This is a genomic window from Mesorhizobium sp. M5C.F.Ca.ET.164.01.1.1, assembly GCF_004792125.1.
GTDB classification, from domain to species: domain Bacteria; phylum Pseudomonadota; class Alphaproteobacteria; order Rhizobiales; family Rhizobiaceae; genus Mesorhizobium; species Mesorhizobium wenxiniae.
On sequence record NZ_SRTG01000001.1, the window covers coordinates 1,733,287 to 1,750,647 of the forward strand.

Consider the following 17,361-nt stretch of genomic DNA (forward strand, 5'->3'; position numbering starts at 1 on the left):
AGATTTGTTCGAACTTCATAGCCCGCAAGGGGTGTGATTTGTCGCGGGAGACGCTCAATCTCCCGCATATGATGGGTTTGCCTAACCGCACCCTCGAACCGATCTCGAGAAGCTGGTCTTTTTGTGCCAATAACATCAAGCCGAATTCTGCACAGGATTTGGCTGAAGCGACGATCCTTCGGATCGCGCTGAAGCGACGATCTCTTCGAGATCGCGCGGTGGGTATTGGCAATGAGAACGATCAAGTGTCTTAAGGGCAATTGGTGGATGCCTTGGCATGCACAGGCGATGAAGGACGTGATACGCTGCGATAAGCTACGGGGAGGTGCGAATACCCTTTGATCCGTAGATTTCCGAATGGGGAAACCCACCTAAGGTGCTTGGAAAATCAGAGCAGCAGGGCAACTTGCTGCTGTGGTTTCCAAGTATCGATAATAGGTAACTTATCCTGAATACATAGGGATAAAGTGGCGAACGCGGGGAACTGAAACATCTAAGTACCCGTAGGAAAGGACATCAACCGAGACTCCGGCAGTAGTGGCGAGCGAACCCGGACCAGGCCAGTGGCGATGATGAGACAAGCGGAACCTTCTGGAAAGTAGGGCCATAGTGGGTGACAGCCCCGTACGCGTAATGCAAATCATCGTCCTCGAGTAAGGCGGGACACGTGAAATCCTGTCTGAAATTGGGGGGACCACCCTCCAAGCCTAAGTACTCGTGCATGACCGATAGCGAACTAGTACCGTGAGGGAGAGGTGAAAAGCACCCCGACAAGGGGAGTGAAAGAGTACCTGAAACCGATTGCCTACAAACAGTGGGAGCCCGCAAGGGTGACCACGTACCTTTTGTATAATGGGTCAGCGACTTAGTGTGACGAGCAAGCTTAAACCGCTAGGTGTAGGCGCAGCGAAAGCGAGTCTGAACAGGGCGTTCAGTTCGTCGCATTAGACCCGAAACCGAGTGATCTAGCCATGAGCAGGTTGAAGGTAAGGTAACACTTACTGGAGGACCGAACCCATAACTGTTGCAATAGTTCGGGATGACTTGTGGCTAGGGGTGAAAGGCCAATCAAACTCGGAAATAGCTGGTTCTCCGCGAAATCTATTTAGGTAGAGCGTCGACCGAATACCCCAGGGGGTAGAGCACTGGATGGGCTAGGGGTCCTCACCGGATTACCAAACCTAACCAAACTCCGAATACCTGGGAGTACTAGTCGGCAGACACACGGCGGGTGCTAACGTCCGTCGTGAAAAGGGAAACAACCCTGACCTACAGCTAAGGTCCCCAAGTTATGGCTAAGTGGGAAAGGATGTGAGGATCCCAAAACAACCAGGATGTTGGCTTAGAAGCAGCCATCATTTAAAGAAAGCGTAACAGCTCACTGGTCTAAATAAGGGTCTTTGCGCCGAAAATGTAACGGGGCTCAAGCCATACACCGAAGCTTAGGGTGGCGATAATCCTTCGGGATTACGCTGCGGTAGCGGAGCGTTCTGTAAGCTGATGAAGCCATACCCGTGAGGGGTGGTGGAGGTATCAGAAGTGCGAATGCTGACATGAGTAACGTAAGGGGAGTGAGAGACTCCCCCGCCGAAAGTCCAAGGGTTCCTGCTTAAAGCTAATCTGAGCAGGGTTAGCCGGCCCCTAAGTCGAGGCAGAAATGCGTAGACGATGGGAACCACGTTAATATTCGTGGGCCTGGAGGAAGTGACGGATCATTGAGGTAGTCCAATCTTATCGGATTGAAAGGGCTGCTGCGTGGTTCCAGGAAATAGCTCCTCCTTATAGACCGTACCCGAAACCGACACTGGTGGACTGGTAGAGTATACCAAGGCGCTTGAGAGAACTATGCTGAAGGAACTCGGCAAATTGCACGCGTAACTTCGGAAGAAGCGTGACCCTTTTCCACGCAAGTGGAGGAGGGTGGCACAGACCAGGGGGTAGCGACTGTTTATCAAAAACACAGGGCTCTGCGAAGTCGCAAGACGACGTATAGGGTCTGACGCCTGCCCGGTGCTGGAAGGTTAAGAGGAGGGGTGCAAGCTCTGAATCGAAGCCCCAGTAAACGGCGGCCGTAACTATAACGGTCCTAAGGTAGCGAAATTCCTTGTCGGGTAAGTTCCGACCTGCACGAATGGCGTAACGACTTCCCCGCTGTCTCCAGCATAGACTCAGTGAAATTGAATTCCCCGTGAAGATGCGGGGTTCCTGCGGTTAGACGGAAAGACCCCGTGCACCTTTACTATAGCTTTACATTGGCATTCGTAGTGGCATGTGTAGGATAGGTGGTAGGCTTTGAAACCTGGGCGCCAGCTCAGGTGGAGCCACCCTTGAAATACCACCCTTATCACTATGGATGTCTAACCGCGGCCCGTTATCCGGGTCCGGGACAATGTATGGTGGGTAGTTTGACTGGGGCGGTCGCCTCCTAAAGAGTAACGGAGGCGCGCGATGGTGGGCTCAGAACGGTCGGAAATCGTTCGCTGAGTGCAATGGCATAAGCCTGCCTGACTGCGAGACTGACAAGTCGAGCAGAGACGAAAGTCGGTCATAGTGATCCGGTGGTCCCGCGTGGAAGGGCCATCGCTCAACGGATAAAAGGTACGCCGGGGATAACAGGCTGATGACCCCCAAGAGTCCATATCGACGGGGTTGTTTGGCACCTCGATGTCGACTCATCGCATCCTGGGGCTGGAGCAGGTCCCAAGGGTATGGCTGTTCGCCATTTAAAGCGGTACGTGAGTTGGGTTCAGAACGTCGTGAGACAGTTCGGTCCCTATCTGCCGTGGGTGTAGGAATATTGAAAGGATCTGTCCCTAGTACGAGAGGACCGGGATGGACGGATCTCTGGTGGACCTGTTGTGGCGCCAGCCGCATAGCAGGGTAGCTATATCCGGACGGGATAACCGCTGAAGGCATCTAAGCGGGAAACCCACCTTAAAACGAGTATTCCCTGAGAACCGTGGAAGACGACCACGTTGATAGGCCGGGTGTGGAAGAGCGGCAACGCTTGAAGCTTACCGGTACTAATAGTTCGATCGGCTTGATCGTTCTCATTCCTTATGCCCATCTCGGCGCAATCCAAAGGATTGTCGTCGGCGCAATCCAAAGGATTGTCGCCTGATGGTTGTTTGCCCTCGCGGCAGTCGGCTTCGCCGACGCCTCCGGGCAGGGCCTCGCAAAGGCTCGGACGCGCGGTCGCGCTTGCGGACTGCGTCCGAAAACCGCGACGCCAGGCACGAAAAAACAGCTTCTCGAGCAACGTGCGCTTTGCCGACCTGGTGGTTATGGCGGAGCGGCTGCACCCGATCCCATTCCGAACTCGGCCGTGAAACGCTCCAGCGCTGATGGTACTTCGTCTCAAGACGCGGGAGAGTAGGTCGCTGCCAGGTCTGCAAAACGCACGTCGCAAGAATCCAAATTCTTCTCCTTACAAAACAGGCCCGCCAATCGCGAGCTCGGGCCGCGCAAGCGGCCCTTTCATTTGGCGGAACTTGTACCTAAGTAAAGCGCTGACTTGCTTGAAAAGTTGACGCGGGGTGGAGCAGCCCGGTAGCTCGTCAGGCTCATAACCTGAAGGTCACAGGTTCAAATCCTGTCCCCGCAACCAAATCCACAAAACGGCCCGCCTCAGTGCGGGCCGTTTGCGTTTGCGGCCTGCCGCGGTCGAGTTTGAAAGCCGACGCAGCGGGACAGAGAAAGTCACATTTTTCCGGCAACCAGTCTCGACATAAGCCCCCAGCAATCTCGAATGGTTGCTGGGGTTTTTCTTTGATGCCCGCCACTTGCTCGCCCGACATTCCAACCGGCGCTGCGACGCCTGAATTTCCTTTTGCCGCTCAATTCACACGGCTTTCCAACCCCGCCGTCAGCGGTATCTCGAGCCCGCGCCGCAATCCCGTCGCAACGACCGACACCCTGAATTTTCCGGCGAGCGCCTTGTCGAAAATGGCGCCGACGATGATATCGGCGTCGGCGTCGACCTCCTCGCGGATGCGGGTGGCGGCTTCGTCGACCTCGAACAGCGTCATATCAGTGCCACCCGATATCGAGACAAGGACGCCCTTGGCGCCCATCATCGAAGCTTCGTCGAGAAGCGGGTTTGCGATCGCTGCTTCGGCCGCCTTCCTGGCGCGGTCCTCCCCGGTGGCTTCGCCGGTTCCCATCATCGCGCGACCCATGTCGCGCATCACCGACTTCACATCGGCAAAGTCGAGATTGATCAGCCCTTCCTTGACGATGAGATCGGTGATGCAGCCGACGCCGGCATAGAGGACGCGGTCCGCCATGGCGAACGCGTCCGCGAAGGTCGTCCTGGCATCGGCGATCCTGAAGAGGTTCTGGTTCGGGATGACGATGACGGTATCGGCGCTTTCGCGCAGCCGCTCGATGCCCTCATTGGCGGCATGCATTCGACGGTTCCCTTCGAAGACGAACGGCTTGGTGACGACGGCCACGGTCAGTATTCCCGCGTTGCGCGCGGCCTGCGCTATGACCGGTGCTGCACCAGTTCCAGTTCCGCCTCCCATACCCGCGGTCACGAAACACATATGCGTTCCCGCAAGATGGTCCATGATTTCGTCGATCGATTCCACGGCCGCGGCATGGCCGACCTCGGGCAGGGATCCTGCACCAAGGCCTTCCGTGACGTGCGCTCCCAACTGGATCAGCCGCGTTGCCTTCGACATGGTGAGCGCCTGGGCATCGGTGTTGGCGACGATAAATTCGGTGCCCTGCAAGCCTTCGGCGATCATGTTGTTGATGGCGTTGCCGCCACCGCCGCCAACCCCGATGACGGATATTTTGGGCCTCATCTCCGAGATTGCCGGCCTCGTTGCAGTATTCATTTGCCGTCTCTCCCCTTGAAGGCGCCAGCGCAGCGGTCGGTGGAAGGCTTACTCCTGGCGCACTGCTAAGACTTTGGACAGTGAGCGAATCAGGACAGCCCAGCGTAACCAAGGGAATCAGACGGTTGAACCGGCTGCAAGTGCAGTATGCAAACTCGCGCATGTTAAGCGCCATTGGTTTGCCGGCCGAGACCGATCTTCCTGTTCTACTTGACGGCGATGCCGGCCGTCAGGCCGCCATCGATCCTGTAGTCCGCACCGGTGCAGAACCCGGCTTTCGACGAACACAGAAAGGCGATGAGTTCCGCCACTTCCTCCGGCTCGCCGATGCGCCCGATGGGGTGGGCTTCGCCGAAGCGCCTGTAGGCGGCCTCGACATCGGCGTCGGTGCCATTCTCGCCGCGCGCCGCCTTTTCCAGGATCGGGGTGCGGATCGAGCCCGGGCTGACGGAATTGACGCGAATGCCGGAGCGCGCGTAGTCAAGCGCCAGAGAGCGCGTCAGGGTGTGGATGGCGCCCTTGGTCGTAGCATAGGCGGCGACGTTCTGCTGGCAGGCGAAGCCCTGCACCGAAGCCACGTTGACGATGGCGCCGCCGCCTCTCTTCATCATCTCGGGAATACCGAAATGCGCGGTCAGGTAGATCGAGCCGACATTGACGGACATCGCCTGGTTCCAGGTGTCGAAATCGGTGCTGGTCGCCGTTCCATACGGATGGACCGCCGCGGAATTGACGATGACATCGAGGCCGCCGAACCGCTCGACACCGGCCGTGACCGCGTCGCGAACCTGATCCGGCACGGAGACGTCGACGGCCATGACCAGCGCCTTGGCGCCGGAGCTGTCCAGATCCGCTGTTATCGCAGCGTTGGCCGCGCGGTCGATGCCGCAGGCGATGATCGCCGCGCCGCCCGCCGCAAGACGTCTGGCAGTTGCCAGGCCGATCCCGGTCGTCCCCGTCACCAGAGCGATCTTGCCGTCGAAATCCTTCATTGCGCAAACTCCTTTAATTTGACTTCCATTGTGGCCCAACAATACGGTTCTGTTTTATCGCAAAGGAAAGCCTCGATGGAACAATGCTGGCGCTGGTATGGCCCTGACGACCCGGTAACGCTCGATCATGTCAAGCAGGCCGGAGCCACGGGCGTTGTATCCGCCCTGCATAATATCTATGACGGCCGCGCCTGGCCTTTGACGGACATCCTCGAGCGCAAGCGGATCATCGAGGCCGAAGGGCTGACCTGGTCTGTCGTGGAGAGCATTCCCGTCCACAATTCGATCAAGATCGGCTCGGCGGAACGGGTTCGCTATGTTGGCTGGTACAAGGACACGATCCGTGCGCTGGCGAAAGCCGGCATAAAGACCATCTGCTACAATTTCATGCCTGTGGTCGACTGGACCCGCACCGACCTTGCGTATCGTCTTCCAACGACGGGCTACGCCCTGCGGTTCGATGCGATTGATTTTGCCGCGTACGACCTGTTCGTCCTGAAGCGCAGGAATGCCGAAGCCAGCTACAGCGCGGTGCGTATCGCCGAAGCGGAATCGCGACTGAAGGAACTGAGCGAAGAGCAGATCGACAGGATCGAGCGCAATCTCATTGCCGGCCTGCCGGCGACCGAGCGCAGCTACGTCAGGGACAGTTTTCGCGAGGCATTGGCGGAATATGACTCGATCGGGCCGAAGGAATTGCGCGACAATCTCGCCTGGTTTTTGCGCGAGATCATTCCGGTGGCCGAGCAGGAGGGAGTGCGCATGTGCATCCATCCCGACGACCCGCCATTCTCGCTTTATGGCTTGCCACGGGTCGTTTCGACCGCCGAGGACGCGCGTTTCATCCTCAGCGCCGTCGGCAGTCCGGCGAACGGCCTGACATTCTGCACCGGCTCCTACGGTACGCGCGCAGACAACGACATTGTCGGCATGGTCAAGGAATTCGCCGACCGGATCCATTTCGTCCATCTGCGCAATGTGACCATCGAGGATGACGGCTCCTTCCATGAAGCCGAGCATCTGGAGGGCGGCACCGACATGACGCATGTCATCCTCGCTTTGATGCAGGAAGAAGCGCGCCGCAGTAGGGAAGGCCGCGCCGACTGGCGGATTCCCATGCGTCCTGATCATGGCCATCTGCTCGCCGACGATATCGGCAAGACCAGGATCAACCCCGGCTACTCATTGATCGGCCGGCTGAAGGGCCTCGCCGAACTGCGCGGCATCATGCGCGCCGTGGAACGTTTTGATCTGGCCTGAGGATCGCAAACGGGAAGTGGTGCTAAGGTCTATGGCTTGATGAAACAAGCTCGGCCTTGCGCCGTGCCGTCTCCAGCCCGATGGCTATGAAGCGGCGCGCATGCCGCGCCAGTTCCATATTGTCGGTCCACAGATTGCGCCAGATGGCGGTTTTCTTCGACAGGTTCTCGTCGACGATCTCCGATGAGAAGGATTCGAAGCTGAGGTCGTCGCTATAGCCGATCGCGGTCAGCGCATCGAGGATCGCCGCGAAGTCGATGTTGCCGGTGCCGAGGAAGCCGCGATGGCTCTCGCCGATATGGACATAGCCGATCTTCTTCGCGGCGTGGCGGATGGCCAGCCCGACATCAGCCTCCTCGATATTCATGTGGAAAGTGTCGAGATGCAGGAAGATGTTGTCTGAGCCGGTGTCCTCGATGAAGGCTAGCCCTTGTGCGGCGGTGTTGAGCAGATTGCTCTCGAAGCGGTTGACGATCTCGAGGTTGAGCGTGACGCCGGCGGCCTTGGCGGTCTCCGCGACCTTGGCGAGCGTGGCAGCACTGCGGTTCCATTGATCGCGAGTCGGCGCCTCAGTCTGCAATCCGTGGCTGGTGCTGAGGATGCCGGCGACCTTCCGGCCGCCGAGATCGCGGGTGAGCGCGATCGTACGTTTCAGGATTTCGACGCCGTGCGCCGCAATCGCCTTGTCGGCGCTTGAAATGTCGCCGTCGGCCGGCAGTCCGATGCTGATCGCCACGCCGAGATCGAGCTCGGCGATGCGATTGGCCAGCCCGCCAATGTCGACATTGGCGGGGTCGAGATAGGAGAATTCGATCAGGTCGAAGCCGGCCTCTTTGGTGTTGGCCAGCGTCCGCTCGAGGTCGCCTTGCGCCGAGCTCGCCGACCAGACGAAAGAATGGATTCCAATGCGCGACATGATCGTCTCCTGCTGCTCGAGAGCATCGGACCCAAAAGTGGGACCGTTTTGGGAAAAATCCGATGCTCAAACAAAAAACGGTGCGGCCGGTCGTCCCGGCCGCACCAGCCTTGGGAGGCTCTAAGCTAGCGGGCCGCCGTCCAGCCCTTGTAGTCCTTCAGGTTCTCGGCCGTGATCAGCTGCGGGTCGAGCAGCACCGTCGCCTCGGCCGGCTTTTTGCCGGCGAGCACTTCGGCCGCCATCTGCAGCGACTGGCCAGCCATGACGTAAGGATCTTGCGAGGCCGAGGCCTTGATCATCGAGGTGCCGGAAGAGAGTTCCTTCTCGATATCGGGCGCGCCGTCGACCGCGGTGAAGATGAACTCCGAGCGGTTGAGCTGCTTGGCCGCAAGCTGGGCGCCGATCGCTGTCGGATCGTTGATGGCGAACACTGCGTCGATCTTGTCGAAACGGGTCAGCAGCGACTGGAACACCTTGAGGCCGCCGTCGCGCGAGCCTTCGGCATTCTGGTCGTCGGAGAGGATCTTGATATCCGGGTGCTTCGCCAGCACGTCCTTGCAGCCCTTCACCCGCTCCAGGATCGACGACGATGCCGGGCCGTTCAGGATGACATAGTCACCCTTGCCGCCGGTATGGTCGACCAGATACTGGCAAGCCGCTTCGCCGGCCTTGACGTTGTTGGTCATCACTGTGACGTCGGCGCCCGGCGCCGAAACATCGAAAGCGGCAACCACGATGCCCGCCGCCTGCGCCTTCTTCACCGCCGGTGCGATCGCCTTGGCATCGACGGCGTTGAGCATGATCACGTCGACGCCGGCGGCGATGAAGGAGTCGACCTGCGAGACCTGCTTGTTGAGGTCGTAGTCGGCCGACACCGACGTCACCTCGACATTAGGGTTGATCTTCTTGGCGGCGTCCTCGATGCCCTTGATGGTGGCGACGAAGAACGGGTTGCCGAGCAGGCCGACCGAGATGCCGACCTTGTTCAGATCCTTGGCCGAAGCCGGTGCGATGACGACGGCCGCAAGGGCAACGCCGCAGAGCAGTTTAGCGATGGTCTTCATTGTTTTCCTCCTGATGCCCCGCGCCTCTCACGGTGCGTTACATGAAACCGGGTCGTTGACGCCGGCGACTAAGGTCAATCACGTTCTTGCTCCTGCCTGGAGCCTGTAGCGGTCGAGGGCGACCGCCACGATGATGACCAATCCCTTGATGATGTACTGCCAGATGTCCGAAACACCGGCCAAGATGAGCCCATTGGAGAGCACCGCGATGATCAGCCCGCCGATCAGCGTGCCCCAGATCGAACCGACGCCGCCGACAAAGCTGGTGCCGCCGAGAATGACCGCGGCAATGGCGTCGAGCTCATAGGACTGCCCAAGCTGCAGCCCATTGGCCGCATAGAGCCGGGCCGCCGACATGGCGCCGCCAAGGCCGGCCAGCAGGCCGGAAACGCCATAGACGAAGAGCAGCACCAGCGGCACCTTGATGCCGGTGAGGCGCGCGGCTTCGGCGTTGCCGCCGACGGCATAGATCCAGGTGCCGAGCACGGTGCGCTTGAGTACCAGCCAGGACAGCACCACGACCGACAGAGCGATGATGACCAGCCAGGGAATGCCGAACAGCGAACCGTTGCCGATGAAGTCGAACGGCAGGTCAGAGTTGAACACTGTGGTGTCCTGGCCGAGCAGGCGGGCAACACCGCGCACGGCGGTCAGCGAGCCCAGCGTGACGATAAAGGGCGGCAGCTTGATGTAGGCGACGAGCAGCCCATTGACGACGCCGAAGCCGAGGCCGACCAGAATGGCCGCTGGCACGCCGAGCATGCCCCACTCCGGCACCAGCGACACCATCACCGCCACCATCGCCGAGGCGGCAAGGATGGAGCCGACGGACAGGTCGATGCCGCCGGTCAGGATGACGAAGGTCATGCCGGCCGCGAGCACGATGTTGATCGACGACTGCTGCGTGACGATCAACAGGTTGGTCTCGGTGAGAAAGCGCGGGTTCATGATCTGGAAGCCGGTCGCCAGCAGGATCAGGACCGGCAGCATGCCAAGCGCGGCGAAGGCGGTGCGCAGCCGCCGGCTCCTGCCGACCGCCTGGTCACCCGCGCTGATCTCGGTTGCCTTGTCGGTCATCCCTTGGCCGCTCCCGTTGCAAGTTCCATGATTGCTTCCTGACTGAGCGGCTGGCCGGCGGATGCCATAACTTCGCCGACGATAGTGCCGTCGCGCATCACCAGCACGCGGTCGGCGACGCCGATCACCTCCGGCAGTTCGCTGGAGATCATCAGGATGGCGATGCCCTTCTTGGCGAGATCGTCGATCAGCCGGTAGATTTCGGACTTCGCCCCGACATCGACGCCGCGAGTCGGCTCGTCGAGGATGAGGACCCGCGGCTCGGTTTCGAGCAGGCGGGCGAGCAGCACCTTCTGCTGGTTGCCGCCCGACAGCGAGCCGGCATTGGCCTGCACCGACCTGGTGCGGATGGAGAGGTCGGAAACGGCCTTGCCGGCGCGCCTTTCGGCCGTGGCGAAGTCGCGCAAGCCGCCGGCCTGCGCGTCCCTTGCGAGCACGCCCATGCTGATATTGTCGGAAATCGACATGTCGAGGAACAGACCGAGTTCCTTGCGGTCTTCGGTGAGATAGGCGATGCCGGCGTCCAGCGCCTCGCGCGGCGAGCCGATGGCTATCGGCTTGCCGTCGAGTTCCAGCGTGCCTGATGTGTGCCTGTCGGCGCCGAAGATCAGCCGTGCGAGCTCGGTGCGGCCCGAGCCGACCAGGCCCGCCAGCGCCAAGACTTCGCCCTTGTGCAGGTCGAAGGAACAGTCCTTCAAAAGATTGCCGTCCGACATGCCCTGCACCGATAGTGCGATCGCGCGCTTGCTGTCCGGCGGGCGGTGATCCTTCTTGTAGAAGGCGGACAGATCACGGCCAACCATCATCGAAACGAGGCGCGAGGCGTTCAGATCGGCGCGGTCGAGCGTGCCGACATAGCCGCTGTCGCGCAGCACGCTGACACGGTCGGCTAGTTGGTAGACCTCTTCCATCCGGTGGCTGATGTAGATGATGGCGATGCCCTGCGACTTCAGCGTCGCAATAACCTCGAACAACCTGTCCGTCTCGCGCGAGGTCAGCGAGGTGGTCGGCTCGTCCATGACGATGATGCGCGCGCTGGTCGACAGCGCGCGAGCGATCTCGACCAGCTGGCGTTCGCCGAGCGACAGGCTGGAGACCGAGGCCCGCGCCGAGAAAGAGACGCCGAGCCGCGCGATGATCTCGTCAGTGCGCCGATTGCACTGATTGCGGTCGACGATGCCGAACCGTCTCGGCTCGTTGCCGAGGAAGATGTTCTGCGCAACCGTCAGGTTGGGCGCCAGCGACAGCTCCTGATAAATGACCGCAATGCCGTTGGCGCGCGCCTTGATCGGGTCACCAGTCGCAACGGGTGTGCCGTCGATCAGGATATCGCCGCCTGGATCCGGCCGATAGGCGCCGGACAGCACCTTCATCAGCGTCGACTTGCCGGCGCCGTTTTCGCCCATCAGCGCGTGCAGTTCGCCGGCGTGGACGGTCAGCGACACGTCCTGCAAGGCGCGGATCGGGCCGAACGTCTTGGAGATGTGCCGCATCTCCAGTATCGGCTGGCGCGCCGTCTCGATTTGGGCAGCGGCGGTCATCGTGCACCTCGCGCTGCAGTTTCAACGACGCCTCGATCGCCGGAGAGGCCGCGCCAGCTGTCGCGGTAGCCAGCAAGACCAGCGAAGCCGGAGGCGCGCACCGGCTCCGGCGCCTCGGCGGCAAATTCGCGTCCAACACTCTCGAAGGCAAGAGCCGCCGCTCCGGTGGCGCTGCCCTCCAGCGTGGCGCCCTGCATGAAGGACTGGCCGGGGCGCAGCTGCGCCAGCAGGGCGGCGAGCACGCCGCCGCTGTTCAGCCCGCCATCGACGATTACGGTATCGTTCGAATGGATCAGGTCGAGACACAGATCGACCATCAGTGCGACATAGAGCAGCGCCACAGCCGCGCGCTCCTCCGCGTTGGGTGTGCGCCCGACCAATTCGCCGGGATGGCCAGGCATCGGCCCGCCCGGGGCGAAACCAGGCAGCGCCATGATGCCGGCGTCGATCACCTGCTGTACCGAGGAGCGAGCGATTGCGCCTTGCCAGCCGGCGCTGATTGTCGCGAATTCACGGCCGCCCATGAAACGGATGGTCGGCACCGGGCCAGCATCGACATCAACATTGACCAGCATGTCGCGGTCGCGGTCGAGCGCGTCGAGCGGGCAGTCCGGGTTGAGCACGACGACCCAGGTGCCGGTCGAGACGACTGTGACCGGCCCAAGCTCCTGCCGGCGATAGGCATGGAGCGCCGCATTGCTGTCATGGACACCGTTGTGGATGGCAATCGGCCGTGTTGCCCCGCCGAAGCGCCGCTCGCCGATGACAGCTCCGGCACGCTCAAAGGCGGGCATCTGGCCGCGCCAGCCCTCGGCGTCGACCAGCGAACTGAAATCGCGCTTGCGCGGCGCCCACAGATGCGAGTGACAGCCGAGATAGGACACTTCCGAGACCGCCCGGCCGCCAAAGCGCCAGCTCCAGTATTGCGGATAGCCGAGGATCGATTTCGCGGCATCGAACGTGCTGGGTTGCACCGCCTTCAGCCACAGCATGTGGCGACCATAGTTGAAGCCGAGCGGCAGGAGCGGCGAGAAAGTCTCGGCAAAATCCGGAATGCGGCGATCGATCTGCGCAGCGATCTCAGCCGGTGGCTCCTGCTCGTAGTCGAGAATAGGATGCGTCAGCGCCGCATTGTCGACCAAGGCAAAGGTGCAGCCATGGCCCGAAACCATCAATCCTTCCACACCATGATTGTCGACCGCTTCGCCGACGGCGCGAGCCGCCCAATCGTGAAGGGCTGTCTCGTCGAGCACACTGAAGCCGCCTTTGCGCGTCCAGTTTGGCTGAGTCCGGCGCTCATCGAGAATCTGCCCGTCCTGACCAAAGACGAAGAGCTTCGAGTTGGTCTTGCCGAAGTCGAGGACGGCCACCTTCACTGCAGGGCTCCAGAGGCAGAGGCGATCCGCACCATGACGCCGGCGTCTTCGAGCATGCGTGCGTCGGCATCGGACAGGCCGTCATCGGTCACCAGCGTGCCGATGCGGGACAGAGGCAGCGCGACGTTGCGCGCGTGGATCGACAGTTTGCGGCTGTCGGCCAGCACCACGATCTGGTCGGCGCATAGGCTGAGTTCGACGATGGAGCGGACCAGCAGCGGATGCGATTCCAGCACGCCCTCCGGGCCGATGCCTTGCGCGCCAAGAAAGAATTTCGACGCATAGAACGGCACCGCCTGGGTGAGCGAATGGATGATGCCAGGCTCGCGATGAAGCTCACCGCCGGCGATGGTTAGGCTGCAATGACCGTGGTCGCTCAAATAGGCGATGAGCGGCATCGAGTTGGTGTAGAGCCGGATGTTGCGGTCGGCGAGCTTGGCGCCGAGGTGGAAACAGGTCGAACCGCCATGCACGATGATGGCGTCGCCATCGCGCACCATGGTCGCGGCGAGAGCCGCGATCTGCCGCTTGGCTTCGACTGCGAGATCGCGGTTCTCGTCATAGGGCCTGGCATAGGCGACGCCCGCCTGAGAGGCGCCATCGAGCGCCGAGATGCCGCCATAGACCTTTCGTGCTTCACCGGCCTCATCGATCTTGTCGATGTCGCGCCGCACCGTCGCAGCCGACACGCCGAGCCGCTCCTGGAGCTCGCGCACTGAGGCGAAGGGGCGATCCCGCAACAACTCGACGATCTGACGCTGGCGGCCGGAGTCGCTCAACGGATACCCTCCCGAAATGCCATTTTGCCACGGCAATTGGTGCAAGTTACTCAACACAGATCAGATTGCAAGCTCGATTTGACGAAATAAGATCACTATTGACGTAACTTACTCGTATCTGCGATACCAGCATCACTCCTTATCCCGGCAGCGGGATATCCAAAGCCGTGGCCACGCGGCCGGTTTGTGAAGGAATTTCGATGGCAAACTATGCGGATGCGCAGGAATTGGCTACTTTGCGGTCGCTTTCGGCCAGCATCGGGCGCGACCCGCATTTGACCCAGGCCGCGGGCGGCAACACTTCGCTGAAGGCTGGCGACACGCTCTGGATCAAGGCTTCCGGTACTTGGTTGAAGAATGCGCTCGCCGAAGACATTATGGTTCCCGTGGCGATCGCCCCGCTGCTTAGGGCTGTCGAACAGCGCGACCCAGCCGCCGATCAGCCGCAGGGTTTCGCCATCGAGGCGCTCAACACACGCAGGCTGCGCCCGTCCATCGAGACCACTGTTCACGCCCTGATGCCGCAGCGAGTGGTTCTGCATGTTCACTGTGTCGACACCATCTCCCTGGCCGTGCAGGCCGACTGCGAGGCTCAAATCGCCAAGCGCCTCGATGGTCTCGAATGGGCGTATGTTCCCTATCGCCGGCCGGGCCTGCCGCTCGCCCAAGGCATTGCCGAGCGCCTTCGGCCTGGGGTCGATGTGCTGATCCTTGCCAATCACGGCCTGGTCGTCGCAGCCGAGACCGTTGCCGGCGCCGAAGCGCTGCTGCGCCGCGTCACAGGGCTGCTGGCGCGGCCGCCCCGCGAGGTGGCGGAGCCCAACCTTGCTGCATTGACGGCGCTCATCGGACGCACCGGTTACAGGTTGCCGGCGGATGTCGAAGCGCATGCGGCCGCGATCGATCCGGAAAGCTGCCGCATGGCGTCGGGGGGCAGCCTCTATCCCGATCACGTCATCTTTCTCGGCCAGGGTTCGGTCGTGGCGAGACCCGGCGAGGACGTGAAGCGTGTCACCGAACGGTGCGACAGTGCACCGGTGGGAATCCTGTTCCCCGGGCTTGGCGTGCTGATGCGCGGCGACGCGAGTGGCGGCGCCGACGCCATGCAACGCTGCCTTGCAGACGTGACGGCGCGGGTCGATGTCGCGGCGAAGCTGAACTATCTGACCGCCGCCGAGAACGACGAACTGATCAACTGGGACGCCGAGCAGTACCGCCAGAAACTCAATGCAGCCAGCAGCTGACATGGCGCGTTTGATCGGCCCGCTTTCGATCGACCCGCTTTCGATCGGCCCCCTTTCGATCGGCATCGACATCGGCACATCAGGTGCGCGCGTCGTCGCCATGCGCCCGGACTTTTCGATTGCCGCGCGTTCCGCCGTCCCACTCGACAGATTTGGCCAGAACGCCCGCGATCCCTCAGTGTGGTGGTCAGCGGTCGGCGCGGCGCTGACCGAACTGCTTTCAGGCATCGATCGCGCGGCGGTCCGGTCGATTGCCGTCGACGGCACTTCGGGCACGCTGCTGCCGGTCGACGGCGCCGGGCGGCCGCTGGCCGAGCCGCTGATGTACAATGACAAGGTTGACGATGACGCCATTCTGGCCGTGATCGCGCGCGAGGCGCCGGCAGCGAGCGCTGCACTTGGGGCGACGTCCGGTCTCGCCAAGGCGCTGTCGTTCCAGCGCCAGCCCGGCGTTGCCGCGGTGCTGCATCAGGCCGACTGGATCGCGGCACAGTTCTCCGGCCGCTTCGACATCAGCGACGAGAACAATGCTCTGAAAACCGGTTACGATGTCGAGGCCCGGCGCTGGCCGGACTGGATCGCGGCGACCGGCATGCGCATGGAACTCCTGCCTCGCGTCGTCAAGCCGGGCGACATCACGGGAACGCTCTCCGCGAGCGCCGCGGATTTGTTCGGCCTGGCGCGCGACGTCGCCGTGGTCGCCGGGACGACGGATGGCTGCGCGTCATTCCTGGCGACGGGCGCTACGGCAGTTGGCGACGGCGTCACCGCTCTGGGATCCTCGCTGACCATCAAGATCCTCTCCGACCTGCCGATCTCGGCGCCGCAGTTCGGAATCTATAGTCACCGGTTGGGAGATGCCTATCTGGCGGGTGGTGCGTCGAATTCGGGCGGCAAGGTGCTGGCGCAGCATTTTCCCCTCGCGCGCATCATCGAGTTGAGTGCGGCGATCGACCCAATGACGGAGACGGGCCTCGACTATTATCCACTTCCCGCGGTCGGCGAACGCTTCCCGGTAGCCGATCCCGCCCTGCCGCCGCGTCTGACGCCGCGGCCGGCGGACGACGCCGACTATCTGAAAGGAATGTTGGAGGGCATTGCCGAGATCGAGGCGCTCGGCTATCGCCGGCTTGCCGAGCTCGGCGCGCCTCGGCTGAACTCGGTCAGAAGTGTCGGCGGCGGTGCGGCAAACGCCGCCTGGACCGCGATCCGGCAGCGCAAGCTGGGCGTCGATTTTCTGCCGGCGCTTTCGGACGAGGCGGCCGCCGGCACAGCGCGCCTAGCGCTGATGGGCGCAATCGAAGCGGGGCTTTTGTGATCACGAAGACAGTTGAACATGTCGATGGCATCGGAGCGCTGGTCGAGCGCTATCAGGTGTTCCTGCTCGATCAGTTCGGCGTGCTGCACGATGGTACAAACCCTTATCCGGGCGCCGTGGAGGCATTGTCGGCGCTGAAGCGCGCAGGCAGGACGATTGTGCTGGTCTCAAACTCGGGCAGGCGCGCGCGGCCCAACGAAGCCCGCTTGCTGAAGCTCGGCTTCCAACCAGGAAGCTGGGATCAATTTGTCTCCTCCGGCGAGATCGCGTGGCGGTCCTTTCACGAAATGGCGGTAACCGGAACGCTGCGCCCAAACACAAAGTGCCTGCTGATCAGCCGCGAGGGCGATCGCTCGGCGATTGAAGGCCTGCCTTTCGCGTTGACCGGTGACGGCGACGATGCCGAGCTGGTGCTGATCGCCGCCAGTGAGGGCGATCGCTACGACATCGATCACTATCGCAGGCTTTTTGCACCGGCAGCAATGCGGCACGTGCCGTGCTTCTGCACCAACCCCGACAAGATCATGCTGACCGCCGTGGGGCCTCGCTTTGGCGCCGGTCAGCTTGCGGATCTCTATGAGAGCCTCGGCGGCAGCGTCACCCGTATCGGCAAGCCCTATACCCCGATCTTCGACGCCGCGCTGGCGCTGGCGGGCAACCCGGACCGAAGTAGCGTGGTCTGTGTCGGCGACAGCGTCGAACACGATATCGCCGGCGGAATTGGCGCCGGCGTGGCGACTGCGCTGGTCCTGTCCGGAATATTGGCTGACACCCCTGACCTGGCCGAGCTTTTCGACAGTCTGGATGCCTACCCCGATTACACCACGGATGTTTTTAAATTCGCTGATTGAGGCCGTCAGTTTTCCAGGGTTGGGCGCTGCCACGGCAATGATACTGTCGGTCGTGGTGCTTGGTGGCGCAGCCCTTTGGCTGCCGGTGCCAGTTCACAT

The 17,361-nt window shown here is 61.8% G+C and carries 12 protein-coding genes, 1 tRNA gene and 2 rRNA genes; 7 read left to right on the top strand and 8 right to left on the bottom strand.

Features of this window, described 5'->3' with window-relative positions:
* Window positions 1-239: 239 nt before the first annotated feature.
* The 3 genes from EN807_RS08545 (at window position 240) to EN807_RS08555 (ending at window position 3,607) form a co-directional block, all read left to right on the top strand.
* Window positions 240-3,048, top strand: a 23S ribosomal RNA gene (locus tag EN807_RS08545).
* Window positions 3,049-3,274: 226 nt separating this feature from the next.
* Window positions 3,275-3,389: ribosomal RNA gene (gene rrf, locus EN807_RS08550) — 5S ribosomal RNA — on the top strand.
* A 141-nt stretch (window positions 3,390-3,530) separates the two neighbouring features.
* A tRNA-Met gene (locus EN807_RS08555) sits at window positions 3,531-3,607 on the top strand.
* Between the two features lie 229 nt (window positions 3,608-3,836).
* Here the strand turns inward: EN807_RS08555 and ftsZ are convergent.
* Together ftsZ and EN807_RS08565 are read right to left on the bottom strand one after the other, a co-directional pair.
* Complete coding sequence (ftsZ, locus tag EN807_RS08560; RefSeq protein WP_127318591.1) at window positions 3,837-4,844, bottom strand: cell division protein FtsZ; 1,008 nt, start codon at window positions 4,842-4,844, stop codon at window positions 3,837-3,839.
* A 206-nt stretch (window positions 4,845-5,050) separates the two neighbouring features.
* Window positions 5,051-5,836 carry an SDR family oxidoreductase gene (locus EN807_RS08565; RefSeq protein ID WP_135934595.1) on the bottom strand — a complete coding sequence of 262 codons (786 nt, stop codon included), beginning with the start codon at window positions 5,834-5,836 and terminating at the stop codon, window positions 5,051-5,053.
* A gap of 75 nt (window positions 5,837-5,911) precedes the next feature.
* On the opposite strand from EN807_RS08565, the gene uxuA reads away from it, so the two are divergent.
* Window positions 5,912-7,096, top strand: coding sequence for a mannonate dehydratase (uxuA, locus tag EN807_RS08570; RefSeq protein WP_135934596.1), 1,185 nt, complete (start codon window positions 5,912-5,914; stop codon window positions 7,094-7,096).
* 22 nt (window positions 7,097-7,118) lie between these two features.
* On the opposite strand, the gene EN807_RS08575 is transcribed toward uxuA, so the two are convergent.
* From EN807_RS08575 to EN807_RS08600, 6 genes are all read right to left on the bottom strand, one after another.
* Window positions 7,119-8,012, bottom strand: a complete 894-nt coding sequence (locus EN807_RS08575) for a sugar phosphate isomerase/epimerase (protein WP_135934597.1) — start codon at window positions 8,010-8,012, stop codon at window positions 7,119-7,121.
* 125 nt (window positions 8,013-8,137) lie between these two features.
* The gene (locus EN807_RS08580) at window positions 8,138-9,076 is read right to left on the bottom strand and encodes an ABC transporter substrate-binding protein (protein ID WP_029348335.1); all 939 of its coding nucleotides are present in this window, start codon (window positions 9,074-9,076) and stop codon (window positions 8,138-8,140) included.
* Between the two features lie 78 nt (window positions 9,077-9,154).
* Window positions 9,155-10,153 (bottom strand): ribose ABC transporter permease, encoded by a 999-nt coding sequence (locus tag EN807_RS08585; protein WP_135934598.1) that lies wholly within the window; start codon window positions 10,151-10,153, stop codon window positions 9,155-9,157.
* Entirely contained in the window at window positions 10,150-11,694 is a 1,545-nt protein-coding gene (locus EN807_RS08590; protein ID WP_135934599.1) for a sugar ABC transporter ATP-binding protein, read from the bottom strand. Before EN807_RS08590 ends, EN807_RS08585 begins: the two co-directional genes overlap by 4 nt.
* Window positions 11,691-13,070: a carbohydrate kinase gene (locus EN807_RS08595; RefSeq protein WP_135934600.1), complete on the bottom strand. Its 1,380-nt coding sequence runs from the start codon at window positions 13,068-13,070 to the stop codon at window positions 11,691-11,693. Before EN807_RS08595 ends, EN807_RS08590 begins: the two co-directional genes overlap by 4 nt.
* Complete coding sequence (locus EN807_RS08600; RefSeq protein ID WP_127318577.1) at window positions 13,067-13,849, bottom strand: DeoR/GlpR family DNA-binding transcription regulator; 783 nt, start codon at window positions 13,847-13,849, stop codon at window positions 13,067-13,069. Before EN807_RS08600 ends, EN807_RS08595 begins: the two co-directional genes overlap by 4 nt.
* Window positions 13,850-14,049: 200 nt before the next feature.
* Between EN807_RS08600 and EN807_RS08605 the strand changes: the two genes are divergently transcribed.
* Genes EN807_RS08605 through EN807_RS08615 form a run of 3 tightly spaced genes read left to right on the top strand, consistent with a single transcriptional unit; the run spans window position 14,050 to window position 17,262 of the window.
* Window positions 14,050-15,093, top strand: a complete 1,044-nt coding sequence (locus EN807_RS08605; protein ID WP_135934601.1) for a class II aldolase/adducin family protein — start codon at window positions 14,050-14,052, stop codon at window positions 15,091-15,093.
* Window position 15,094: 1 nt separating this feature from the next.
* Complete coding sequence (locus tag EN807_RS08610; protein ID WP_135934602.1) at window positions 15,095-16,411, top strand: FGGY-family carbohydrate kinase; 1,317 nt, start codon at window positions 15,095-15,097, stop codon at window positions 16,409-16,411.
* Window positions 16,408-17,262, top strand: coding sequence for a TIGR01459 family HAD-type hydrolase (locus EN807_RS08615; protein ID WP_135934603.1), 855 nt, complete (start codon window positions 16,408-16,410; stop codon window positions 17,260-17,262). The genes EN807_RS08610 and EN807_RS08615 overlap by 4 nt, the downstream gene beginning before the upstream one ends.
* Window positions 17,263-17,361: the final 99 nt, after the last annotated feature.